General features: G+C 41.1%; 22 protein-coding genes. 1 reads left to right on the forward strand and 21 read right to left on the reverse strand.

What is annotated here, in order from left to right; genetic code table 11:
- Positions 1–214 precede the first annotated feature (214 nt).
- From FN924_RS16420 to FN924_RS16510, 19 genes are all read right to left on the reverse strand, one after another.
- Positions 215–1,642 (reverse strand): N-acetylmuramoyl-L-alanine amidase family protein, encoded by a 1,428-nt coding sequence (locus FN924_RS16420; RefSeq protein ID WP_158634053.1) that lies wholly within the window; start codon positions 1,640–1,642, stop codon positions 215–217.
- Between the two features lie 293 nt (positions 1,643–1,935).
- Complete coding sequence (locus FN924_RS16425) at positions 1,936–3,234, reverse strand: ArnT family glycosyltransferase (protein WP_143896336.1); 1,299 nt, start codon at positions 3,232–3,234, stop codon at positions 1,936–1,938.
- A 20-nt stretch (positions 3,235–3,254) separates the two neighbouring features.
- Complete coding sequence (locus FN924_RS16430; RefSeq protein ID WP_143896338.1) at positions 3,255–3,623, reverse strand: EamA family transporter; 369 nt, start codon at positions 3,621–3,623, stop codon at positions 3,255–3,257.
- A gap of 1 nt (position 3,624) precedes the next feature.
- Positions 3,625–3,990, reverse strand: coding sequence for a DUF2304 domain-containing protein (locus FN924_RS16435; RefSeq protein WP_228409493.1), 366 nt, complete (start codon positions 3,988–3,990; stop codon positions 3,625–3,627).
- 6 nt (positions 3,991–3,996) lie between these two features.
- Positions 3,997–4,683: a glycosyltransferase family 2 protein gene (locus FN924_RS16440; RefSeq protein WP_143896340.1), complete on the reverse strand. Its 687-nt coding sequence runs from the start codon at positions 4,681–4,683 to the stop codon at positions 3,997–3,999.
- 224 nt (positions 4,684–4,907) lie between these two features.
- Entirely contained in the window at positions 4,908–7,985 is a 3,078-nt protein-coding gene (locus FN924_RS16445; RefSeq protein ID WP_143896342.1) for an efflux RND transporter permease subunit, read from the reverse strand.
- Positions 7,982–8,842 (reverse strand): efflux RND transporter periplasmic adaptor subunit, encoded by an 861-nt coding sequence (locus FN924_RS16450; RefSeq protein WP_143896344.1) that lies wholly within the window; start codon positions 8,840–8,842, stop codon positions 7,982–7,984. Before FN924_RS16450 ends, FN924_RS16445 begins: the two co-directional genes overlap by 4 nt.
- 125 nt (positions 8,843–8,967) lie before the next feature.
- A complete protein-coding gene (locus tag FN924_RS16455; RefSeq protein ID WP_143896346.1) occupies positions 8,968–9,360 on the reverse strand; it encodes a hypothetical protein in 393 nt (130 codons plus the stop codon).
- 177 nt (positions 9,361–9,537) lie between these two features.
- Entirely contained in the window at positions 9,538–9,960 is a 423-nt protein-coding gene (gene fabZ / locus FN924_RS16460) for a 3-hydroxyacyl-ACP dehydratase FabZ (protein ID WP_143896348.1), read from the reverse strand.
- A 363-nt stretch (positions 9,961–10,323) separates the two neighbouring features.
- On the reverse strand, positions 10,324–10,662 hold the full coding sequence (locus FN924_RS16465; protein ID WP_143896350.1) for a DNA-directed RNA polymerase subunit beta: 339 nt from the start codon (positions 10,660–10,662) through the stop codon (positions 10,324–10,326).
- A 37-nt stretch (positions 10,663–10,699) separates the two neighbouring features.
- A complete protein-coding gene (locus tag FN924_RS16470) occupies positions 10,700–11,521 on the reverse strand; it encodes a flagellar hook-basal body protein (RefSeq protein ID WP_143896351.1) in 822 nt (273 codons plus the stop codon).
- Between the two features lie 12 nt (positions 11,522–11,533).
- Positions 11,534–12,352: a flagellar hook-basal body protein gene (locus tag FN924_RS16475; protein WP_143896353.1), complete on the reverse strand. Its 819-nt coding sequence runs from the start codon at positions 12,350–12,352 to the stop codon at positions 11,534–11,536.
- 92 nt (positions 12,353–12,444) lie between these two features.
- The gene (gene mreB / locus FN924_RS16480; RefSeq protein ID WP_143896355.1) at positions 12,445–13,446 is read right to left on the reverse strand and encodes a rod shape-determining protein; all 1,002 of its coding nucleotides are present in this window, start codon (positions 13,444–13,446) and stop codon (positions 12,445–12,447) included.
- 386 nt (positions 13,447–13,832) lie between these two features.
- Positions 13,833–14,120, reverse strand: coding sequence for a sporulation transcriptional regulator SpoIIID (spoIIID, locus tag FN924_RS16485; RefSeq protein ID WP_143896357.1), 288 nt, complete (start codon positions 14,118–14,120; stop codon positions 13,833–13,835).
- 324 nt (positions 14,121–14,444) lie between these two features.
- Entirely contained in the window at positions 14,445–14,627 is a 183-nt protein-coding gene (locus FN924_RS16490) for a hypothetical protein (RefSeq protein WP_143896359.1), read from the reverse strand.
- 80 nt (positions 14,628–14,707) lie between these two features.
- Entirely contained in the window at positions 14,708–15,715 is a 1,008-nt protein-coding gene (locus FN924_RS16495) for an AimR family lysis-lysogeny pheromone receptor (protein WP_143896361.1), read from the reverse strand.
- Between the two features lie 430 nt (positions 15,716–16,145).
- The gene (locus tag FN924_RS16500; RefSeq protein ID WP_143897266.1) at positions 16,146–17,030 is read right to left on the reverse strand and encodes a stage II sporulation protein SpoIIQ; all 885 of its coding nucleotides are present in this window, start codon (positions 17,028–17,030) and stop codon (positions 16,146–16,148) included.
- Positions 17,031–17,161: 131 nt separating this feature from the next.
- On the reverse strand, positions 17,162–18,217 hold the full coding sequence (gene spoIID, locus FN924_RS16505) for a stage II sporulation protein D (RefSeq protein ID WP_143896364.1): 1,056 nt from the start codon (positions 18,215–18,217) through the stop codon (positions 17,162–17,164).
- Between the two features lie 118 nt (positions 18,218–18,335).
- Complete coding sequence (locus tag FN924_RS16510; protein WP_143896366.1) at positions 18,336–19,340, reverse strand: LacI family DNA-binding transcriptional regulator; 1,005 nt, start codon at positions 19,338–19,340, stop codon at positions 18,336–18,338.
- A 309-nt stretch (positions 19,341–19,649) separates the two neighbouring features.
- Between FN924_RS16510 and FN924_RS16515 the strand changes: the two genes are divergently transcribed.
- Positions 19,650–22,430 (forward strand): carbohydrate-binding domain-containing protein, encoded by a 2,781-nt coding sequence (locus FN924_RS16515; protein WP_228409494.1) that lies wholly within the window; start codon positions 19,650–19,652, stop codon positions 22,428–22,430.
- Between the two features lie 40 nt (positions 22,431–22,470).
- Here the strand turns inward: FN924_RS16515 and FN924_RS16520 are convergent, their stop codons facing one another.
- Together FN924_RS16520 and FN924_RS16525 are read right to left on the reverse strand one after the other, a co-directional pair.
- Positions 22,471–23,436 carry an ABC transporter ATP-binding protein gene (locus tag FN924_RS16520; protein WP_143896368.1) on the reverse strand — a complete coding sequence of 322 codons (966 nt, stop codon included), beginning with the start codon at positions 23,434–23,436 and terminating at the stop codon, positions 22,471–22,473.
- A 16-nt stretch (positions 23,437–23,452) separates the two neighbouring features.
- Positions 23,453–23,647, reverse strand: coding sequence for an NlpC/P60 family protein (locus FN924_RS16525; RefSeq protein WP_143896370.1), 195 nt, complete (start codon positions 23,645–23,647; stop codon positions 23,453–23,455).
- Positions 23,648–24,131: the final 484 nt, after the last annotated feature.

Below are 24,131 nucleotides of genomic sequence, written 5' to 3' on the forward strand. Positions count from 1 at the left end.
TTTTAATTAACTTACCTTGAACGCCCTCACTTAGTTGGCTTCACTTTTTCACCACCCTTATCCTAACATATTATTCCAATTAAACAATGAAACTTTTAGGATTGGAAAAAGAATGCTTTTGAATACCAATAATTATTTCCAAAACAAAGATAGCATACCAATCTATAAATGATTTGGTATGCTAGCGTTACATTTTTCTATGAAATTTGAACCTCTAGAAGGTCCACATCACTTCACCTGTAGATTCCTTCACTACTTGTGTATTGCGATATTTTTCCGCATATTCGATGGCGTCGTCTAATGAATAGGATTCATAGAGTACACCTAGTGTAGAGTGCTCCACTTCATAGGTGCCCGATAAGTAGTTCGACCAGAATACTTCTCCAGTTTCTCTATGGACAACCGCTGTATTACGGTATAGCTTTGCGTACTTCTTTGCATCCTCTAAGTTAAAGGATTCAAACAACACACCGAGGGTTGAGTGCTCTACTTGATAGGTTTCTTCCAAGTAATTCGACCAAAGGACATCCCCAGTCGTTTGGTTGATTACGGCTGTATTTCTATACTTTTTCGCGTAGGCTAATGCTCTTTCCTGTTGGAAGGATTCATAAAGGACACCTAAGGTTGCGTGTTCTACCTTGTACGTCTTCGGTAAGTAATTAGACCACATCACTTCCCCTGATTTTTCTTTCACAACTGCCGTATTGCGATATTTTGCAGCATATTTTAACGCTCGATTCATATCGTACGATTCGTAAAGGATGCCTAGCGTTTTATGTTCTACTTGATAGAGATTTTCAGAATGATAGATTACTTTCTGATTGTATTTATCAAAAACATACGCATGTGCTCGTGCTTTCGCAAAGGATAGCGCATTTTCTTGGTTCAAGTAAACTTTTAATCGCTTACCATTTAAACTATAAACCTCATATACTTTGAAGTAATTATTTATTGCCTTTGCAAGTCCTGCTGCTGCTTTTTGTTGAAAATTGCTCGTTTTAATAAGTCCTTCTTCGAATGGGTTGGACATATAGCCTAGCTCCACAAGAGCAGATGCCATGTGCGCGTTTCGAGTTACGAATAAATCATTCGCAATTAATCCGCGTCCTTCCACGACAGGGGCATTCCTTAAAACGGAGCTGTGCACGAGTTTCGCTAAACGCCGACTTTCTGGGGAATACTTCTTTTGCAAAGGAGCTGGTGGATAGTCCGGGTCAATTCCTTTGTTAATATCGAAGTAGTAGGTCTCGAATCCTCGCATAGTAGGTTTCGATGGTAATGAATTGTGATGTACGGAAATAAAAACGGTATTATCTTCATTTCCTCTCGCATAATGGTTTGCAACTTTCATTCTTGCTGCTAAATCTTCTTTCGAGGTGCTAGCAAAGTGGCGGTCTGTATCACGTGTCATATAGACGGTGACTCCTAGCGCCTTTAGTTCTTTTCGTAGCTTTAGTGCCACTTCTAGGTTAGCTTGCTTTTCATAGTATCCTGTTTTGCTCCCAGAATACCCACTGGTTCCGCTAAACTTTCCACCATGTCCTGGATCAATGACCACTGTCTTTCCACTTGCTAGAACAGGTGTCGAAAAAACGAGCACTCCAAAAAATAAAATGACACACCCTAATAATAACCTCTTCAATTCGTCCTCCCCCTGATAAATAATCCTGCAAGCTTTAATTATAATCTGATTTTTCCTCATAATCTAGCAAATTTCGACATTTCCAACTAATACTAGCTAGATTTAGTCATCAGGAGAGAAACTTATGGTCGAGTTTTATATTCTATCTTCTGGATATCAGCGATTATTTTTACATATCAGCGCAAATTTTTGTATAACAGCTTTTTTTTCGATATATCAGCGAAAAAATTTTTATCAGCGTTTGAAGCACATATATCGGCGCAAATAAAAACCCGGACGAGGTCCGGGTTATCTTATATGCTATTTTCTGGGGAATTCCGTTGGAGCAACCGCTTGGCCAATCGATAGGCTCCGTGTGCCAGCAAATAAATGGCGGTGGCAATGCCTAAAAACAGAATGAACATTAACGGTTGATTGTATCTATCGTATGCGTAATAAATGGAATTAAAGATTGTATTGTACAGGATAAACCCAATTAAGAACAAGTACTCTTTCCGTTTCCCTTTCATAAATGGGACGGCAAGCAGTGATAATAAGGCAAGGTCGACAATTCGATTATGAATTCGATCCATAAATTCCTTCGTTACACTGTAGATTTCCTTCCAATAGAACTGTCCATCCCATTGCATTTGTGGCTTTAATTGTAAATAAGACCTCCAGAAGGAATCGCTATCCTTGTTGTGCCACATTTCCATTCGTTCGATTGCTGCATCATATTGGTACTGGAGATGCTCATAGGCATTGGCATCGGGATGCTCCTTGGAGATTTTAATTACCGTGTCTTCATAGGTTTCTCCGTACAAGTACCCCTCCCCTTGATAGGTTCCGAGTAGTAATGGGTTTCCGGCTCCACCTGTTAGTGGAATGAAATCCCCGAATTGGATGTAGTTTCTTACCCACCAAGGTCCAAGAACGACAACTAGTATTATGGCTGCAACACCGAGCTGCTTTATCGCTAGCTTGATTGGGTATTTTTTAATGACAAAATAAAACAGTAGCAAGAACGGGAACAATGCTATCGTTGCCTTGAACAACACTGCGAGCAAATAAAAGGCCATTAATAGATAAAAGTTCTTCCAGGTTCGTTCATTTGCTAATCGTAAAGAATAATAAATCATCGCAATGAAACAGAACATGAACGGTGTTTCGGTTAGAAACAAATTATCTGTTAGTATTTGAGGTAAGAAACATGCGAGCATGAGTGCGGTCATCAAGCCGATCCAAACGTTTCCTACGTATTTTCCAATCAAATAAACAAAGTAGACACAACCCACTCCGAGCAGGATAAAAATTATTTTTCCAGCTATTGTCCCTATTGCTCCAGTTCCGAAGATAAGGAAAATAGCTGCTAAAAATAATGGCTGCCCCGGCATGATATGTACGGTTGGTGTATCGTTTGGTTTATGATACGTTAACATGCCCGTATCTAATAAAGTTTTCGCACTTCGAACATAGCCAGTGTCATCACTTCCAATGCTTAAATCCCATCCATAATAAAGAAATACCCCAAGACGAAGACCAAAGGCGATGAGTAAAATGATGCCAATATATAATTTACTAGACTGTAAAAAACGAAGGATGCGCTTGTTCATAAAATAACCTCTTTTTCCGGTTATGAATTCCCCGAGATCCCCACAAGGGAAACCCCTAAAATAATGAAAACAACTCCGGCAATTTTCATAATAGATAACGATTCATTAAAGATAAAGTAAGCACCAAAAACAGCAAAGACGTAAGCTAAGCTTTGAATTGGATACGCGATGCTTAATGGAACTCTTGATAAAATAAATAACCACAAAATCGTGGCAAAGCCATACATCGCAAGGCCTGAGATAATGTAAGGCTGCAAGAATAACTTCACAATATCACTAACACTTTGAAAATTTACCGTTTTTTGCATTAATCCATACTTCCATAAAAATTGCCCCGAAACGAGGATTAATGTATTGATTAATATTAAAAAGAAATTAACTACACTCATATTATCTGTCCTTTTCTACACTCTTCTGTAATTCCTCCACTTGCTTGGATAAGAAGGATAGTTCTTGCGTTAATTGTTTAATTTTCGATTCTTGTTTAGATGCATGTATGGTTTGATAAATAAGTAGATTTAAAATAACTAAAAAAGCAATCGTAAACACTAAAGACGGCATATAGGATATACCAATTTCTGCTGCGAGCCGATTAAAAAACGGCAGGAAAATGGAAACAATTAACCCTAACGTTGCGAAAACGACCCAAAGAAATGCTTGCTGATCCTGCAGCTTGTTCTTTGAGCTAAAGTAAAGGACCTGAATAAAAAAGAGGACCGCTATAATAATAGTTATGATTTGTACGATTGGAATCAAGCCCCCTTAGAAAATGGATCGAACAAGGGAAATATAAGAAACCTTTAACATATAGTAGATTGACTTAATGGGTGTAATTGATGACTTTCCACCTTGTCTTTGATTCATTTCTACTTTTATTTCCTTAATCTTATACCCTTTTCTCGCCAAGTAAACCAATACTTCAACTTCGGGATAGTCCGTCGGGTAATATTGGATAAACTCGCGAATGACTTTTCTATTGATAATTCGATAGCCAGAGGTTGGATCGGTCACTTTAATATGCGCTAACAGCCGAATCACCATGTAGAAATAGGATATGCCGAACCTTCTCATTTTGCTTCCTCGATAGCCTGTCTGTTCTACAAATCTAGATCCAATAACTAAATCCAAATCTTCTTTCCTAATCGTGGATACGAGGTTTTCCAAATCACTTGGATTATGCTGCCCGTCTGCATCCAACTGAATAGCATAATCATACCCATTTCTATAGGCATACTTATAGCCCGTTTGCATGGCTCCGCCTATTCCAAGATTAACGGGAAGATTAATGTGATTAATATTATGTTTTTGCAGGATTTCTAATGTTCCATCCGTAGACCCGTCATTGACAACTATATAATCATAGGATGTCGATACTTCAATCTTATTTACTGTGTCTAAAATAGAATCTTCTTCATTATAGGCTGGTATAATGATAAGAATTTTCTTCATTTTCAGGACTTCCTTCTTATGCGTTATAGACTTACTTGCGAATACCTTCTTTAGTTTACCCAAGTGACTATACAATTATATTCAATTTTCCCTAACAGATTATACTACTAACTGACACTATTTGCTATAATCCGATTATACTACTTATTAACATTATTTTACAATGTATGTTTCAAACTAATAAAATAGCACCTCTAATCCACTTAGAGGTGCTGCAAATGGTTTTATGCTTCTTTTTTTCTAGTAAATAGCCTTTTTACTTTCTCCGATAGGCCATCCAAATACGTATAGACAACCGGTATTAAGAAGAGGGTAAAAATACTAGAAATAGTTAACCCGAAAATAACTGTAATAGCTAGCGGCTGTTGGGTTTCTGCTCCCTCTCCGTATCCAAGTGCTAATGGAAGCATACCGAGTATGGTCGTTAATGTCGTCATAAGGATAGGACGCATTCTACTTACTCCCGCTTCGAGGATCGCTTCCTGTCTTTCCATCCCACGCGCTCGAAGAATATTAATGTAATCCACTAACACGATCGCATTGTTCACTACGATACCCGCGAGCATAATTACTCCAATGAATGCTGTGATACTTAGGGGCTGACCTGTTATAAATAACCCTCCAAGCACTCCTACAACGGTTGCTGGCATCGAGAACATGATCACAAATGGGGTTAAGAAGTTCTCAAATTGTATGGCCATGACTGCGTACACGAGGAAAATAGACACGACTAGCGCGACAGCAAGATCTGAGAAGGCCTCGGCCATATCTTGTGCTTCTCCACCGATGGAGTAGGAATACTCTTCTGGGAACTCCATCTGAGCTAATATTTGCTTCACATCCTCACTGACACTACCTAAGTCACGGTTTAAAAGCTCACTTGACACATTCACCTGTGGCTGTTGGTTTTCTCTCGTCAGTTCAGCTGGACTTTGTACTTGCTGGAATTCCGCAATCGATTCTAACGGGATATAATCTCCATTTGGTGTTTGAATGTTCAAGCCTTCCACATCACTAATCGTATTCCGCGATTCTTCAGGCAAAATCATGTTCACATTTTGATCCTCGCCATTTTCCCGATAGCTCATGACGGTTTGACCAGTCATCGCTAACTGAACCTGACTCATCACTTCCTGATAGCTTAAACCATATTGCGCTGCCTTCTCTCGGTCCACTCGGATTTCGAGTTCAGGTCTTGTTTCCGAAATAGAGGATTGTGGATTATGAATGCCGTCAATGTCCGAAATCGCATGGACTACTTGATCGGCTAACTCTCTAAGGACTTCATGCTCTGGACCTGAAAGTTGAATCTGAATCGGGGTGCCTCCACTAAGGCCACCTCCACTCGCACTAATGGTGATTTCAGCACCCGCGATTGTTTGAAGGTCTCGATCTAAATCTGCTACCACTTGTTCGGTTGTTTGCTCCCGATCTGCTTGTGGTACGAGCTGGATGGTGTAGGAAGCCTCATTAGTACTTCCTTGGCCGACTCCTCCAGACATGCTTCCACTACTCGCAACAGTGACATAGTTCGTCTCTATGATATCTTCATACTTTGCTAGCTTCTCATTCACTTGCTCGGACACTTTTAACGTTTCTTCTTGTGTTGTGCCTTCCGCTGTTCGTACAGATACTGTAATCTGGCCTTGATCTCCCTCCGGAATAAAAGCTGTTCCGATTAATGGGGTTAGCGCGAGGCTCCCAGCAATCGCTAAGATAGTCACAAGTATGGTTGACTTTCTAAAGACTAGTATTTTTTTCAAAGCTGCTCGATATCGGTTGTTAAACGCTGTCAGGAAACGATCGAACCAATATCTCCGTCCGTTCTCTTTCATCGCCTTTGTCAAGAGCTTGGACGAAAGCATCGGAACTAGTGTTACTGCGACTACTAAGGATGCGATTAACGAAAACGTAACGGTTAGAGCTAGTGGTGTAAATAATTCAGATGCAATTCCCTCTACAAACACAATGGGCAAAAATACCACTAATGTGGTCGTAGTAGAAGCGATAACCGCTGGCGCTAGCTCAGAAGCACCTTTCTTGGCAGACTCAATGACGCTGTATCCTTGCTGGCGGTAGGAAATGATATTTTCCAAAATAACAATGGAACTGTCCACCATCATTCCAATTCCTAGTGCAAGCCCACCCATCGTAAGGACGTTCAACGTTTCTCCTGTAAAGTATAAAAGGACAAACGTAGAGATAATCGCTATAGGAATCGAAAATCCTACGACTAATGTGGCGCGTACACTTTTTAGGAACAGTAGTAGAATAAGTAATGCGAAAAATCCGCCAATGACCATATTTTGAACGACCGACTTAATGGAAGAGGTGATGAAGGTGGACGTATCTAGAACAACATCTACATTTACTCCTTCAGGTAAATCTTTTTTTAGCTCACCAATGGAAGTCTTAATGTGATTGGAAACTTCGACTGTATTCCCATCTGTCTGTTTCATAATAGGAAGAACAACCGCGGACTCTCCATTTACTTTTGTGACCCCTGATTGATCAAACGTTTCTTTTACTTTTGCTACGTCTTCCACATGTACTGTCGCACCTTGTGGCGTTTGTACAATCGTTTGAGCAATATCGTCTACCGAGTCGAATGTGCCCGCAATCCGGACTTGTAACTCTTTATTTCCTTTCGTTACAACACCTGCTGATCCTGATGTATTCGCGCCTTGTAGTGCTTGCATGATCATCTGTGATTGTAATCCGAGCTGTTTCATTTTTGCTTGATCTAGTTCTAACTCGATGACTCGCTCTCTTCCACCCTCAACGGAGACAGAAGCAACCCCACTTTGTCTTTCAAATTGAGGAACAATACGGTCATTCGCTAGTCCTTGTAGTTGCTCAAGATTATCTCCAGTTAATCCAACCCACATGACAGGAAATTGCTGTGGGTTAAAGCGAAGGACACTCGGATCTCCAGCAGATTCTGGTAGCATTCCTCTTACCTGGTCAACACTTTCCCGAACCTCAAGCAGTGCATTATCCAGGTTCGTTCCCGTATCAAACATCATAATCACGAGCGATGCCCCTGATTGAGATTGGGTTTGAATCGTGTCGATGCCTTCAATAGAACTTACAGCAGATTCAATCGGTTGACTCACCTGCTTTTCCACTTCGGTTGGTGCTGCATCGGGATAGTTCGTTGCAACAACCGCAATGGGTAGATCAATTTCCGGAAATAAGTCAATCGTTAAATTTCGTAAGGACATCGCACCTAATGCTAAAATAGCTAGTACAATCATGATTACACCAACAGGACGTTTGACGGAGGTTTCAACGATTTTCACGATGCATCCTCCTCTTGGATTGTCACTTCTTTCCCATCCGATAGAACGAGCTGACCTTTTACGACGACTTGGTCGCCCTCTTGGATGTCACCTTCCACTGCTGTTTTATCTGTTAACGAACGAAGGACGTTCACTTCGGTTTGAATCGCCTTGTCCTCTTTAATGATATAGACGTAAGTAGAACCGCCTTCTTCCACTAATGCCTCTGTCGGAATAACGAGTCCCTCTGATACTTCCTCTTCTGTTACTCGCATGATAGCTGTCATGCCTGGAAGAACGTCCTCAGCTGGATCCTGCAGAGTTGCCTCCACCTCATAAAGGCTTGTTTGCTGATTGGGAACGGAAGACACGTAATCCACCGTTGCTGTTGCTTCTTTTTCATTCACGATAACCGGTACTTCTTCTAGATCGTTAAATAGCTGTCTAGTTTCGGGCGTTACCCCTACTTGGATATGTAAACTGCTTAATTCACTAATCGTTGCAAAGGGTTCCGTGTTGGAGACCACTCCGCCTTCTGAGGCATTCAAAGACGTAATCTGTCCAGCTATTGTCGCGTCTACCTCGATCTCACCGGTATTCGGAGAAGTGATGGAAATAATCGTATCGCCTTCCTCTACCGTTTGTCCTTTTTCCACATGAACCTCTGTGACTTCCCCTGCTACAGGAGCTATAACAGGTACCGAGGATTTAGGTGTTGTTTTGCCATATATAGATTTTTCAACCGTTAATGTTTCTTTTGTCACTTCATCCACTTGTACTGCAACAGGTACTTCTTCCGCGTTTTCATCTTCCGCTTGATTAGAGCATCCTATTAATGCTGCAGAAATAAAGACAAGGATAAAGAAGATCTTTTTCATTTCTTGTCCTCCTTTGATTAAAATATCCCCATTATCTGTTTAATACGTTAACTATATCGTCTAATCGGACGAAATCCAAATTATTGAACACGAAAAACCCTGCTCATTTGAGCAGGGCCTTTGGTTTACTGGTCTTCGTCTTTGTTTTCATCCATGGTATCGGTGTTTTCATCTGTTGGACCAGTTTGTCCACCTTCACCGTTGGCATCTGTACCATTATTTTCGGTTTGGCCATTCTCACCATTTTGATTTTGGTTATTCTCACCATTCTGGCCGTTTTCACCATTTTCGCCATCCATTAGATCGTTGGTTTCTTCTTGAATTTCATCCCCAGCGTCATTAGCTTTGTCTTCAAGCTCATCTACTGGACCTTCTGTATCTCCGTTGTTTTCGCCACCGTCTTGTTCCAGTGGAGCTTCTTCGTCTTCTGGAGGTGGTGTCTCGTTACCTCCACAAGCAGCGACTAATGAAAGAGCAAGAGCAGGAGCAGTAAGTTTAATTAACCAATTCGTTTTCATTCGTAAGTCCTCCTTTACTTTTGTTCCATATTAGCTTTCCCAGGTAATATAGATAACTTGCAATCAACATACATTTCCAACCCGACTTGGGTAAACCGTTAATACGGTCCCTTTTAGGCTTCTACAGGACGAAGAAAATATACAAAAAAAGAAGCGATTCATCGGAATCGCTCCTAACTATTTTATAGCAAATGTAATTTCAGCCTCACAAGCCAGCTCTCCATCCACTGTCGCAACCGCTTTTCCTTTTCCAACTGGACCTTTCACGCGGATAATTTCCACTTCCAGCTTCAGTTGATCACCTGGTTTTACCTGTCTCTTAAAGCGACATTTATCAAGACCAGCAAGAAATCCAATTTTCCCTCTGTTTTCATCTTTATGTAAAATGACAACCGCACCAACCTGAGCCAAAGCTTCCACAATCAGAACCCCAGGCATTACAGGATAATCAGGAAAATGTCCTTGAAAAAATGGCTCATTAACCGTAACATTTTTTATCCCCACAATCCGTGTACCCTCTTCAAATTCGATAATCTTGTCCACTAATAAAAATGGATATCGGTGGGGGATAATATCTTTAATTTCTTGGATATCAAACATATGTAAAAAGCCCCTTTCAAATTGTCTTTTGTAAGTATATCAAAAGTCGAGTTGCTGAGCCATTTTTTATTGGCTTCGGCGTTGTTTATTATTTATTAACATTCAGCGAGTTTATTCACATTTATGGTGGATTTACTAACGTTCGCGCAGATGCCCGGGCAGGATACTTTCAAAAATCGGGGAAATACTTTCAGCCATGCGAGGTTTACTTGCAATTTTGGCCAAGATACTTTTATTTTCGGCCAGAATACTTTCATATCGCTCAGGCAGGGCATCGTGCATCGAATTTTTACATCTTGGCCAGAAATCGCACTAAGCGCCCACCTTCCGCACCCAAAAAAGAGCACATCACATGTGCTCTTTTCAATCCGGATTTCCGGTTACTATATTTTTTATATGCTTCCATGTATCGAACTCCAGTACATCGGTTGCTTTTCCGTCACCAATGACGCCGTAACCTAGCATGAGTCCTAAAATCAGGGCGAGGAAACAGAGAATGGCAACAACGATGATTCGTAACCATATTGGGAATACTCGGCGTTTTAAGGGTTTGCCTCTTAGCTTTTCTTCTTTTCTGTCTGTCTTTTGTTCTTGGTCTTCGGCTTTTTCTGCTTTTCGTTGTTGTCGTTCTAGTTTCTTTTCTTCTTTTTGAAGCCTCTTTTGCTCGCGACGAGTTTTTTGCTCACTTACGGTTTCTGGCATGCTTGATGACTCCTTACCTCATTCATTTCCTAATGGATTAACGTAATTGGTTCACTAATCCCATCATTTGATCGTTCGTGGAAATAGATCGTGCATTCAATTGATAAGCTCTTTGCGTTACCATAAGCTCTGTCATTTGGTTTGCTAAATCTACATTCGAAGATTCCAAAGCTCCACTCTTCACCTGTATATCTGCAGGGTTTAGTTCTTGTACGATTTCAGCTGGATTAATTCCAGCATTATCGGGCAATCTAAAATTGTTATCTCCTGAAGCCTCTAATACACGAGGGTTATTAATTTGTACGATTGCTAGCTGGTCCTCAATTTGTGTTTGGCCATTGCGTGTTACTTGAATTTGTCCGGTACTAGTAATTTCAATTCCATCAAAACCAGCCTGAAGCAAGATGGGTCCGTCTTGTCCAACGATAGGCTGTCCATCTTGATTCGTTAACATAACTTGCGTGTCATTAATTGGACTCAAGTAGAATGCACCAGAGCGTGTGAAGCGTGTTTCTGTAGCTCCACCTTCCGTAACACTGACCTGGAACCATTGACTGTCATTCAAAAGTGCAACGTCTAGACCTCGACCAGTGGTTTGAACAGCCCCTGCTTGCAGATTTGTATTCGTATGTCCAAGCGCTGCACCAGACCCAATCCGGATTCCATCAGGAGTTAGTCGACCTTGTGCGTTGGCAGGAGCATTGAGGTTGTCGATTTGTTGAAATAGTAACGATTGAAAGTCCGCTTGACGGCTTTTATAGCCCGCAGTGTTTGCATTTGCCATGTTATGTCCAATTAGGTCTAGTTTCTTTTGAAGCTGACCCATTGTAACAGAGGCTTGGTATCCTACTCTACTCATTTATGCTCCTCCTTATCTAATCTTCCCGATTTGATTCACAGCTCGGTCCATACTTTCATCATATGCTTTCAAAACTTTTTGATTCGCTTCAAATAATCGATAGGCAGACATCATTTCTGTTGCAGTCTGAGCCATATCTACGTTAGAACCTTCCAAATATCCTTGTTGAACGGAAAACGTGATGCCAGCTTGGCCACGTGCATCCGCCAATTCTGCACCTTCTACTCGATAGAGCCCTTCGCCTTCCTTAATCAAGTCATTCACATTAGCTGTATAAGCTACACCTAGTGGAATGTTCTGATTCGGGAGTTGGAGAGTTCCCTGACCAGTCACAGTAAACTCTACCCCATCTGTCTCGATTCGGTTACCCGCTTGGTCCAACACATAATAGCCTTGGTTTGTTACGAGGTAGCCATCTGCATCTACGGTAAAGTTCCCGTTTCTCGTGTAACGAACTTCTCCCTCAGGATTTTGCACTTCGAAAAAAATACCACCTGTTTCATCTGGCATGTTTCCATCCACAAGTGCCATATCGGTTGACATAGATGTTTGCTTTAAACTACCTTGTGAAAAATCGGAGATATTTTCTTGTACGTAAACTCCTGTACTAATCGAACCAATTTGAGCGTTCATCGGCACATTAAAATTGCGTGATACTGGCAGTTTTTCCGATTCCATTCGCTGTATTAACATTTCCGGGAAGGAACGTAATGAACTTTGATCTTGTTTATATCCTGGTGTCAGTGCATTTGCAATATTATTTGACAAAGTCTCTTGTCTGCGTTGTTGGGCAATCATTCCAGATGCTGCAGTGTAGAAGCCTCTTAACAAGACTTTTCCTCCTCTTTTTCACATTTTTTGGGACGTGTGCAGTTAATTCCTCGAATTAGCTGCTCCATTAACCTACAATTTTCGCAATAGGGTTAAACGATACTGCGACGTTCAATTTTATCGATGTTATCAAGCATGATGCCTGTGCCTTTTGCTACACAATTCATTGGCTCTTCTGCTAGTAAAACAGGAACCTTCAATTCCTCTGCTAGCAATTGATCTAATCCGTTTAGTAACGCTCCACCACCAGTTAAAATAACACCACGGTCAATGATGTCCGCAGAAAGTTCTGGCGGGGTTTGTTCTAATACGGTTTTTGCTGCTTGAACGATAAGCGCAACCGATTCACGTAATGCTTCTTCAATTTCATCAGAGCGAACCGTAATCGTACGTGGAAGGCCTGTCACCATATCACGACCACGAATGTCGATTGCTTCATCTCTTGCACCAGGGAAAACAGTCGCAACATTAATCTTAATATCTTCTGCTGTGCGTTCCCCAATCAATAATTTATATTTACGTTTTACGTAGTTTAAAATTTCAGCGTCAAATTTATCTCCAGCCATTTTTATAGATTGCGCTGTTACGATGTCACCCATGGATAAAACCGCAACATCCGTAGTTCCACCACCGATATCCACGACCATATTACCACTCGGTTGGAAGATGTCCATTCCTGCACCAATTGCTGCAACCTTTGGCTCTTCTTCTAAGTACACTTTTTTGCCACCAGATTTTTCAGCAGCTTCTTTAATTGCTTTTTGTTCCACTTTTGTTATATTGGTAGGACAACAAATTAGCATACGAGGCTTTGATAAAAATCCACGCACATTAATTTTGTTGATGAAATATTTAAGCATAGCCTCAGTTACGTCAAAATCAGCAATAACGCCATCTTTTAACGGACGAATTGCTTCGATATTTCCAGGAGTACGTCCAACCATTTTACGGGCTGCATCGCCAACCTCCAACACCTTTCCTGTTGTGCGATCCATCGCCACGACGGATGGTTCGTTTAGCACGATTCCTTTACCTTTAACATGTATAAGAACGTTTGCTGTTCCTAGATCTATTCCGATATCTCGAGAAAACATGGATTCATAATCCTCCCTACTCCAATTTGTTGCGTCGTATCCGTCCTTGAACACAATGCTACTAATTATATAGTTTATCACAATTTTTTCATATTAGTTAGTGGAATCTGAAAAAAGTCGGAACTTGTAAAAATTGGCGGAAAAACCTAGAGGATTTTTGGGATAGAAAAAACAAAAAGGCTTTCGTCATGTGTGAGACGAGAGCCATGTTTGTCTTGCATTGGAGGGTTATTAAGCAACAGCGTCCAGTAACTCGAGGACTTCCTTCAATTATGTACAATTCTTGTTCGACAAAGTCGAATTTTAACTACGTTTTCCTATCCAGTTCGTACAATCTTGAAAAAAGCAACTAGTAGGCTTTCGTTATGGACGCCTATGCTTGTTCCTCAACCAACTGGTTCAGCTGGTTCTTCTGGTTCTACCTGTGTATTTAAACTGTATTTCAATTTGGTTGCTTCTCCGCCTCTTAAATGACGAATTGCTTTATGATGATCGAGGATATGTTTTACTTCAGCAGCTAATTCGGGGTTAATGTTAGGTAGTCTTTCCGTTAAATCTTTGTGGACCGTACTTTTGGAAACACCGAATTCTTTTGCAATAACACGAACTGTTTTTTTCGTTTCCACGAGATGCCGTCCGATCCTGATTGTTCTCTCTTTGATGTAGTCGTGCACACCACTCGCCTCCCTGAGTTGTATGTCTAAGGTGTAAAATGAGACATGGTGATGTTCGTGGTAACAGTGTATGATGGATTTTAGAAAATGAAGGGGACTTTTGCTTATTCATTGTTGCTGTGTATAGAGCCCGCTATCTTCACCTCAGACCTTTGTTTTCTTGGTTTGTAAACATTTTATTAATAAACAAGGCTGATTATGCCAACTTTTCAATAAAACTTGGATGCGCAGGCTTCAACGGTGAAGCTTAGAAAGGACTGCCAAAAGGAGAGGGGGCAGTCCTGTAAGTAGATGCATCTAGAAAGAGAGGATTCATAAAAGACATTATCCGATATCACCATAACCTGGGTCAGCCTTCTGAGGATCATCATTGCTTGTATCTGAGGATGTAACATCCGTAGTCGACGTACCTGAATCTGTTGCTTCTGCTGCATCCGCTACTTGGAAACTTGGTTGACTAAGGTGAAGCAAAATGACAATCGCTAAAATAGAAAGTAGCTTCTTCATATTTTCCCCTCCCTTCTCTTCTAGTAATATAGAAAATCGAGCTTCCCATTCCTGCCTAGAATACGAAGCACGATTATTCCCTACAATGACTTTAAGGCGAGTAAAGGCAATTTGGAAAAGAAATAATCACTTCTCTTTTCAATAAATTCGTAATACGACTGTTTCAATAAATCTTTATTTTGTTTGGCTAGTCCTAAATAATAGAGTGTAAAAGGACTTTCATATGGAAGTTTTTCTAGCAACTGAATTGCTATTATTGAGTTCCCTTTGGCAATTTCCAGATGTGCTTGTTCCGCCAGATCTTCGGTTGTAATGTCCTTTGGCTTATGATTAAAAGCTGCTATGAATGGCAGGTTTTTATTTACATTCAGTCGGATTAAGAAATCATTATGGTAGTACTTTGCTAGTTCAATGGATTCCTCAATATGGGTAATGGATTGCTCATAATCTTCTAATACATATGTCAGTGCTAGATTAGTGTGGATATTTGCTTGACGGTCTAGACTAAATGTTTCATTAAGTACTTGGAACGCATGCTTTCTTGCTAATACAAGCTCGTTTCGTTTCCAATAATAAATGAACAATACTTCGTGTAGTCTCGTTTCAAACAACCTATGTAAGAAGGGATCTTCGACTTGTTTTAATAATTCATACTGCTCGTCCAAGTAATTGGACAGTGCGCCAAAGTGGTGAGCTCCGTAGTGGATGTATATTTGCAGAAAGTTCTTCAATATACAAAGCTCTGGGGAATATACGTTCATTTTCTGAAGTCTTTCTAAAAGCTTGGGACCAGACAACGTTTGATTTTTTCTGGCAAGCTGTAGCTCATACATGTGGCCCCATTGTCGATTCAATGGATTCGTACTTTGGATATTTTTTTTAATAAGATTATGTAAGTCGTGATCAAATCCGTTCATGTACAAAAACTCTAAACCAACACGCATGTCTGATTCAGATGTTGTTCGGAGACAATACTCTTTCGCCATCGTGATTGCTTCTTTTGGACTGTACATTTTGGACTTCCATATGAGAAAGGGATGAAAGCCACCTGATTCTTCTACTGGCCAATCATGTAAGGGTACTTTCAAAATCATTCTCCTTTCATCTATTTACAAAAATAACCAACGTTTTCCTAATTATGTCATAAATACGAGGGATTTCAACCCATTTCTCAGGTTAATCGTTCGACAGTTTATGAGATTTTTTGCGAGGTATGAGGTTGAGCTGGGGGCGGGTGCTCTGGCTGGTGAACGTGAGCTGGCTTGGGAGGGTGCGCAGGCTTTGGGCAGTGGCTTGGGCTTGGTTGGGAGTTAATCGGATTCGCTTACTTTCATAATACCGGAGTTTACTTTCAATATTTAATCGATACTTTCAATTAATGAAGATAACTTTCAGTTAGAAGCATTTTACTTTCAAAATATCCGGAAATACTTTCAAAATCTAAAAATCTAGATTTTGTTAACGTTCGCTCCAGCACAACAAAGAGCCCTAGGATTTCCCTAGGGCTCTCGCTGCCCATTACGTATGTGCTGTTGCAGCAGAGGATTCGCTGTTCTCACCAACGGAATCATCTGGTTTTTCATCTCCAGATTGGTCCGTGTTCTTGCTGTCTTCTTGCTGTTGACTGCTGTCTGGTTGTTCTTCACCTTTTGGTTGTTCTTCCGTAGAAGTACTGGAAGTTTCTTTTTCCTTTTCCACGTTTAGCTTGCTAAGTGGTTGGTTAAAAAATTCCTCCGGGTTCACTGCAGTTTCGCCTTGGCGCACTTCAAAGTGTACGTGTACGCCGCTAGCTTGTCCGAATAGGTTGCGTCCTGCTGTTGCAATGACGTCTCCTTGCTTTACTTCTGCACCTGCTTCTACAAGTACATTTTCTAGGCTAGCATAGTAAGTTGTTACATCGTTCTCATGTGTGATCTTCACAACATTTCCTAGTAATGGATCTTGTTCTACTTCTGTTACCGTTCCGCTTAAGGACGCTGCAACATCAAATGCTTTTCCATCACTAGAAGCGATGTCTACCCCTTTGCTTTGGTAATATTTATTGTTGTATAGAACAAGTGCTTTTTCTTGATCTTCTGCTTCTGCGTCATAGTCATAGAACTTCGTTACAATTTGCGCCTGACTTTCTTCCTTAATAGGCATTTTTAGTACTTCCTCTTGCTCCATAACTGGTTGAGATTCTGGTTCATCCCCTAGAGTACCATTGCCTGTAACGCTATCGCCAGTTTTTTCAGATTCTGGCTCGTCACCTGCTAATGGATTCTGACTTTCTAAGTTTTGATACCATAATACTCCAGTTAGTAACAACGCCGCCATTGTTAGGTACAGTGCCGGAAAAAACCATTTTTTACGGAAGACGCGTTTCATCCCATTTTTTGAAACGTTGTTGTTTTCCTCTCTCATTGTCATCACCTCAGCAACCATTCTCGTCACTTTGAGGAAGATATATACATGGGAGGAATAATTTTTTTCTACTTATGTTCTTACAATCTCCTTTAATTATGCATGAAAAAGCAGCGAGATATGCTCGCTGCTTATTTTGACGCTAATTTTGTCACTAATTTCGGCACGGCGGAGTCGACGGTTGATACGTTCGCACCTTTATAGTAGTACGTAATGATGTCTTTATAGGACTTGCCTTCTTTTGCCATTCCATTCGCACCATATTGACTCATTCCAATTCCGTGACCGTAGCCTCTTGTTTTAAATATAAGATGGTCGTTTTTTTGTTCAATATCAAAATCACTAGATCTTAACTCTAACTTATCTCTCACCTCTCTTCCTGTGAACGTTTTTCCACCAATCACGATTTCTGCTACACGTTTTCCTTCTGTGCGACTTATCTCTGCAACAGCTTTTGCATTCGGATTGAGTTTAATGCCGAGTGCAGCTTCTACTTCAGCAACCGTCATGATTTTTTGATCCATGTATTTTGGGGAATCCAAATCCCACGGACTTTTTACACTACGTAAATAAGGAAGTTTATTTTCCCAATAATCCTCAGAATTCTCCGTATAGCCATTACTTGTCGAGAAAAATGCCGGAGTAATTGGTTGGTTTTTATACGTAATAATTTCCCCTTTTGTTTGTGCCACGGCCTTCGTTATTTTTTCTATTTTCCAATTATAGTCTGCTCCCCATGTTGCTCGTAGTTCTTCATCATTCTTATATACTTGGTGCTGTACAGTATCGGTCACATCCGCACCTTGCGGAATTTCTTGATTGTTATGCTCTAGAAAATTAATAACATAGGTTCTTGCTGCCAACGCTTGTGCCTTCAGTGCTTCCAGCTCAAAATCTGCGGGCATTTCTGACGCCACCACACGTGCAACGTATGACTCTAGTGGGACTTCTTCAACTTTTTTGGCATTCGTTCGATACACTTCTACAGCAAATGCAGAATCACTTGGTTCCAGCGAAACTTGCTCTGCTGCCTTCGTTGTGGATACCGTTTGTTTTTCGTCCCCAGATTGAATAAACGGTACAACGATAACAGTGGGGATGAGGAGTATAACGGAAAATAGGCTTGCGATTAGAATAATACTTGGTTTCTTCCAGCTGTTCTGATTAACTTGTTTAGTTTTTTTCATGGTGGCCTCCTTTCTAGTTTCTCTACTAATAAATCTATACAGGAGGGGAAAACAATAGAACTAGAAATTATGGCTATTTAGTAAACTTTTTGATAGAGCTCGTCCACCAAGGCTTAGGCTACTTATTCCCACAGGAAGAACGGATTACTAAATCTGAATCTACCATCACGGAGCTGGAGCCTGTGCTCCCATTGATAAAATCTTCTAACATATGTGCGGCGAGCTTTCCGATCTTTTGCGTGTTTTGATGAATTGTGGTTAAAGCAGGGGTTACGTAACGGCTGAGGTCAATATCGTCACAGCCTATGACAGCAATGTCCTCCGGAACAGACAATCCATGTTCTTTGATAGCTTGTATTGCTCCAATTGCCATAAGGTCACCTGCAGCAAATAAGGCGCTAGGTAGTGGACCCGGCTTTTGTAACAAACGCTTCATCGCTTCATATCCACTGGATTCTTTAAAATCTCCATACTCCACCCAATTTTCTTGGACATCCAGTCCAAACTCGGCCATCGCTTGATAAAAACCCTGTTTTCGTAATAAGCCAACGGTCATCGATGAAAGTCCACCGATAAATGCAATTTCTCGGTGACCTAGTAAATAAAAGTGCTCGACTACTTTTTTACCAATGTTTTTGTTATCGGACATTAAATAGCCGGAGGAATCACCTGTTAGCTCAATATCCACTCCAATGCAAGGGATGTTGCTTTGATCTAATTCTTTTACGTAATGCTGGATCTCGTCCCCACCAATGATGATGCAGCCAGCAACATCCGCTTCAAGACACCGAGCTAAATAATCGTAAGTGGCTTCTTCTGTTTCCTCTTTACTAGAGAAGAATAGTAAGTTATAGCCATCCTCCCCAATTTCTTTAGCGAAGGAATCGATGACATCAATAAAAAATGGATGCTTGATATCCGCTCCTACCGCATAGATCACTCCGATGGTCTTCGCCTTTTTATTGTAGGAATTTTGTTTAGGAGCATAGCCTGTCTCTTTGATGGCTTGCATAATTTTTTCTTTCGTTTCTTCCCCAACATCCGGATAGTTATGAATCACTTTTGATACGGTTGCAGGAGATACGCCAGTCAGCTCTGCCAACTGTTGAATGGTTACTTTCATGTCACCCAACTCACTTTTCGACTTCATTTGTTTAAGTATAGCCTAGAAAATCTTGGGTTGTCATTACTTAGTAATATTTTACGAAAATTTTCGCAACGAAGAGAATTTTATTCAAATCTAAAGGGTCTAGCCATAAAGTCCTATATTATACTGTCTGAAAGGATTTTTATTGACCACAATCCGGATGTGTTGATATGATATTTTTGTAAACGTTTTCGCCATTCTTCTCGTGAAAGCGTTTTATATTACGAAATATTTCGTTGAACAACATGATGAACAGAATCATTAAAATACGGGAGGGGTATTGAATTGAAAAAAAGGAAGGTAAGAAGGTATTTAGCTATGATGATGATTGTTGGATTAATCACTACGTTGTTTCCAAGTTCTATTTTTGCAGCTGAGTCTGATTACGATAATTTAATAGTAGATACAGCGAAAAAACCATCAGAAGCTGGTGCACTGCAAATAATCGATCATAACGGAATGAAAACACTTGGGGATCAAAACGGAAATCCCATTCAGCTACGCGGAATGAGTACACATGGCTTACAGTGGTTTCCAGATATTTTAAATAAAAATGCTTTTTCTGCGCTAGCGAATGATTGGGATGCAAATGTCGTTCGTTTAGCGATGTATGTTGGAGAGGATGGCTATGCCTCAAATCCTGAGGTGATCAAACAACGTGTGATCGACGGCATAGAGCTTGCTATTGCCAATGATATGTATGTCATTGTGGACTGGCATGTGCATGCACCAGGTGACCCAACGGCCGATGTCTATAGTGGAGCGATGGATTTTTTCAAAGAAATCTCTTCTCTCTATCCGAATAATCCACACATTATCTACGAGGTGGCAAACGAACCAAATCCGAATGAACCAGGTGTAACCAATGATGCGGCTGGCTGGCAAGTGATCAAATCTTACGCAGAGCCAATCATTCAAATGCTACGCGACACCGGAAATGAGAACTTAGTCATTGTCGGTAGTCCGAACTGGAGCCAGCGTCCGGATTTAGCAGCAGATAATCCTATTGATGATGACAATACCATTTATACGGTTCACTTTTATTCCGGTACCCATGCTCCTTCCGATAATAGTTTAGATCGAGAAAATGTCATGAGCAACGCTCGCTATGCAATTGAAAATGGTGTAGCGGTGTTTGCATCGGAATGGGGAACGAGTGAAGCAAGCGGCAATAATGGTCCCTTTTTAGAGGAGGCAGATGCTTGGATTGATTTCTTGAATGGCAACAACATTAGCTGGGTGAACTGGTCTCTGACAAATAAAAATGAAACTTCAGCAGCGTTTTTACCCTATATACTAGGTAAGCATGATGCCACTTCTTTGGACCCAGGTGAAGACCAGGTGTGGGCTGTGGATGAACTTAGTGTTTCCGGAGAGTATGTTCGTGCTCGTATCAAAGGAATTCCGTATGAGCCAATCGATCGAACTGAACGAGAAGATTTTACGGAAACCATTTGGAACTTTGATGATGGTACGTTGCAAGGATTTGGAGTTAACGCAGATAGTCCGATTCAAGATGTTGTTGTAAGTAATGTGGATGGAAAGCTTCATATTGATCCAAAAGGAGCGAGTAATGATCTTTCAGACGGTAACTATTGGGCAAATATGAGATTATCAGCGGATGGTACCACTGTAAGACCAGACTTATTTGGTGCAGAGGAGTTAAGGATGGATGTGTATGCAGATCAACCAACGACTGTGTCGATTGCTGCCATTCCACAGAGTGCAGATCATGGCTGGGCAAATCCTCTAAACGCTGTTCAAGTTGTTCCGGAAGATTTTAAAGTACAAGAAGATGGTACTTATAAAGCAACCTTAACGATTACAAAAGCTGATGCACCAAATTTAGAAGCGATTGCTAAGGATGCCAATGATAGTATTTTAACGAACATCGTTTTATTTGTTGGAACGGAGAATGGCGGGCCAGTTTCCATTGATAACATAGCTGTTTCTGGAAACCGTGCTGTAGTAGAGGAACCTGTCGTTCATGATGAGCTTGGTACTCCTTCCCTCCCGTCTACATTCGAAGATGGGACCCGACAAGGTTGGGCTTGGGATGGTGGATCCGGTGTAAAAACAGCTTTAACCATCGAATCTGCGAATGGGTCAAATGCTTTAAGCTGGACTGCTGCATATCCTGAAGTGAAACCAGACGATGCTTGGGCTTCTGCGCCGCGTCTCATGCTTGGTGGGATAAATGCAACTAGAGGAGAGAATGACTATTTAACGTTTGATTTTTACTTGAAACCAGACCGAGCGACACAAGGTGCTCTTTCTCTCAATCTAGCTTTTGCCCCACCTAGTCTAGGATACTGGGCACAAGCAGTGGAAACGGTTGACATTGACTTGGAAGCTTTAGATCAAAAGAATGTTACCGAAGATGGCTTATTTCACTATGAGGTAGCCTTTGATTTAACTCAAATTCGGGATGGAAAAGTTATCGAGCCAGATACACTGCTGCGCGATATTACGTTAATAGTTGCGGATGTAGACAGTGATTTTGCTGGTACGATGTATGTGGATAACGTACGATTTGAAAAGGATCAAACCGCTCCTGAGATTTCAGTTAGCGGTGTGGAGGACGGACAACGATTTTTGGTTGGTCAAGACGTCTCGGTCACACCAACGGTTTCGGATCAATTCGATAAAAATCCAGCGGTTACGTATGATGAGAAGTTGGATACCACTAAGCCAGGCACACACACTTATACCGTTACGGCGACGGATCGTTCCGGTAACACAAGTCAGCTAGATATCGAGTATGTAGTGTATTCCTATAGCGGTGTATTACCACCAGTAAAGTCAGATCATGTGTTTAAAAAGAATCGGACGGTTCCAGTGAAATTTACATTGGATGATGGTGTACTAGAGGGCGCTTCCGCTTCGTTACACATTTTAGATGAAAATGGGAAAGAGGTTCATGTTGGTGAGTTCGATTCTAAGGAAAATAGATACATGTATCATTTAAGGACTAAAGCTCTATCGGTTGGTGATTACACTGGAAGTATTGTTATGGAACTAGATGGAAACACCATTGTAAAAACATTTTCTTTCACAGTTAGATAGTAAGATTAAGAGGTTATCCCCGGGTTGGGATAACCTCCTTTTATGCTTCTTCATAAAGGTGACACGCTACATAGTGTTTCGGCTCCACCTCTTGCCAGCGCGGTACTTTCTGTTTACAGATCTCCGTTGCATGTGGGCATCTCGTGTGGAAAACACAACCGGATGGTGGGTTGATCGGACTTGGGAGTTCTCCTTTCAACACAATTCTCTCTCGCTTCTCTTCAATGTCTGGGTCTGGAATCGGGATGCTGGAAAGAAGTGCTTGGGTATAGGGATGTAGTGGCTCTTGGTACAATTGATCGGAGGATGTTAGTTCCACCATGTTCCCTAAGTACATGACACCAATGCGATCAGATATGTGCTTGACCATGGATAAGTCATGGGCGATAAATAGATAAGTCAGTTCTTTTTCTTGCTGTAGTTTCCTCAGTAGATTGACAACTTGAGCTTGGACAGAAACATCTAAAGCCGAAATAGGTTCGTCTGCCACAATAAAAGAAGGGTTTAGAGCAAGCGCTCGTGCAATTCCAATTCGTTGACGTTGTCCTCCACTGAATTCATGTGGATAGCGGTTGGCGTGATCTCTAGATAGTCCCACCTCCTCCAGCAGCTCCATGACTTTTTCCGTTTGTTCTTTTTTATCCGGATACAGATTGTGAACCTCCATTGGTTCTGCAATAATCTCCCGAACGGTAGAGCGTGGGTTTAAGGATGCATAAGGATCTTGGAAAATCATTTGCATTTTTTTATAAAAATCGAACTTTTCTTCTGGGTCGAGCTGATGGACATCTTTTTCTTGAAAAAGAACCTCTCCTCCCGATTTGTCATATAAGCCTAGAATGGTTCTTCCGATGGTGGACTTCCCACAGCCAGATTCTCCAACAAGTCCAAAGGTTTCTCCTTTATAGACATCAAAGCTTACCCCATCGACCGCCTTGACGGATTGCCCCTTGCCGACGGTGAAATGTTTTTTTACATCACGTACAGATAATGTAACATCACTCATTCTCGTCCCTCTTTTCCTATCGTCTGATGGTTACCAATTCTTCCTCATATATCGTTCCTTCTAAAGGTATAATTTCAATGTGTTTCCCTATTTTTGGCACATGAATCATACGATTACCCCCTAGGTGAACTCCGACATGGTGGATGCGGCCTTTTCCTTGATTATGGACGTAGAGTAATAAGTCTCCTAGCTCAGCTCTGTCATGTGTGATGAACTTTCCTTCTGTTGCTTAATCGGAGGCATTTCACGTGATCCAGAGCAGTCGTAGCCATAGGAGTTCATCCCGCTCCATAAATAATCCAACACCTAGGAATGCTTTAGGAGCTTCGGCTCTATCTATTCCTTTCTTTTTTTCTATCTTGTTTTGGGATAAAAGGACGACACCTTTTCCATTAATTCTTCCTGTGCAGTTTAGAGCTTGGACATATGCATTCTTTTTCACTAGAGAGAGCAATGGTAGTTTCCTCTGTATAGCTAAGGTCCAGTTGATGGTCCTGCTCTAGGGAAAGGGTTGCTGTTTTGCGGTTACCATGATACTAGTTTCGTGTGTCCAATCCTCCTGTTGAATGAAAGAAAGCTGTTTTCTTGGAACCCAGCCAGAATAACCTCTGTTGTCTTTTTGGGAATGTTGATGAAAAGCCAAAATAGAAACCAAATCATCATGTTGCTCTTTTATTAGTACCTTTTTCCGTACA

This window comes from Radiobacillus deserti (genome assembly GCF_007301515.1).
Classification (GTDB): Bacteria; Bacillota; Bacilli; order Bacillales; family Amphibacillaceae; genus Radiobacillus; species Radiobacillus deserti.

Bases quoted from the DNA above. Each gene is read 5' to 3' on its own strand.
- FN924_RS16425 (WP_143896336.1), bottom strand. From the start codon at position 3,234: ATGAACAAGCGCATCCTTCGTTTTTTACAGTCTAGTAAATTATATATT.
- FN924_RS16430 (WP_143896338.1), bottom strand. From the start codon at position 3,623: ATGAGTGTAGTTAATTTCTTTTTAATATTAATCAATACATTAATCCTC.
- FN924_RS16440 (WP_143896340.1), bottom strand. From the start codon at position 4,683: ATGAAGAAAATTCTTATCATTATACCAGCCTATAATGAAGAAGATTCT.
- FN924_RS16450 (WP_143896344.1), bottom strand. From the start codon at position 8,842: ATGAAAAAGATCTTCTTTATCCTTGTCTTTATTTCTGCAGCATTAATA.
- FN924_RS16455 (WP_143896346.1), bottom strand. From the start codon at position 9,360: ATGAAAACGAATTGGTTAATTAAACTTACTGCTCCTGCTCTTGCTCTT.
- fabZ (WP_143896348.1), bottom strand. From the start codon at position 9,960: ATGTTTGATATCCAAGAAATTAAAGATATTATCCCCCACCGATATCCA.
- FN924_RS16465 (WP_143896350.1), bottom strand. From the start codon at position 10,662: ATGCCAGAAACCGTAAGTGAGCAAAAAACTCGTCGCGAGCAAAAGAGG.
- FN924_RS16470 (WP_143896351.1), bottom strand. From the start codon at position 11,521: ATGAGTAGAGTAGGATACCAAGCCTCTGTTACAATGGGTCAGCTTCAA.
- mreB (WP_143896355.1), bottom strand. From the start codon at position 13,446: ATGTTTTCTCGAGATATCGGAATAGATCTAGGAACAGCAAACGTTCTT.
- FN924_RS16490 (WP_143896359.1), bottom strand. From the start codon at position 14,627: ATGAAGAAGCTACTTTCTATTTTAGCGATTGTCATTTTGCTTCACCTT.
- FN924_RS16500 (WP_143897266.1), bottom strand. From the start codon at position 17,030: ATGAGAGAGGAAAACAACAACGTTTCAAAAAATGGGATGAAACGCGTC.
- spoIID (WP_143896364.1), bottom strand. From the start codon at position 18,217: ATGAAAAAAACTAAACAAGTTAATCAGAACAGCTGGAAGAAACCAAGT.
- FN924_RS16510 (WP_143896366.1), bottom strand. From the start codon at position 19,340: ATGAAAGTAACCATTCAACAGTTGGCAGAGCTGACTGGCGTATCTCCT.
- FN924_RS16520 (WP_143896368.1), bottom strand. From the start codon at position 23,436: ATGAGTGATGTTACATTATCTGTACGTGATGTAAAAAAACATTTCACC.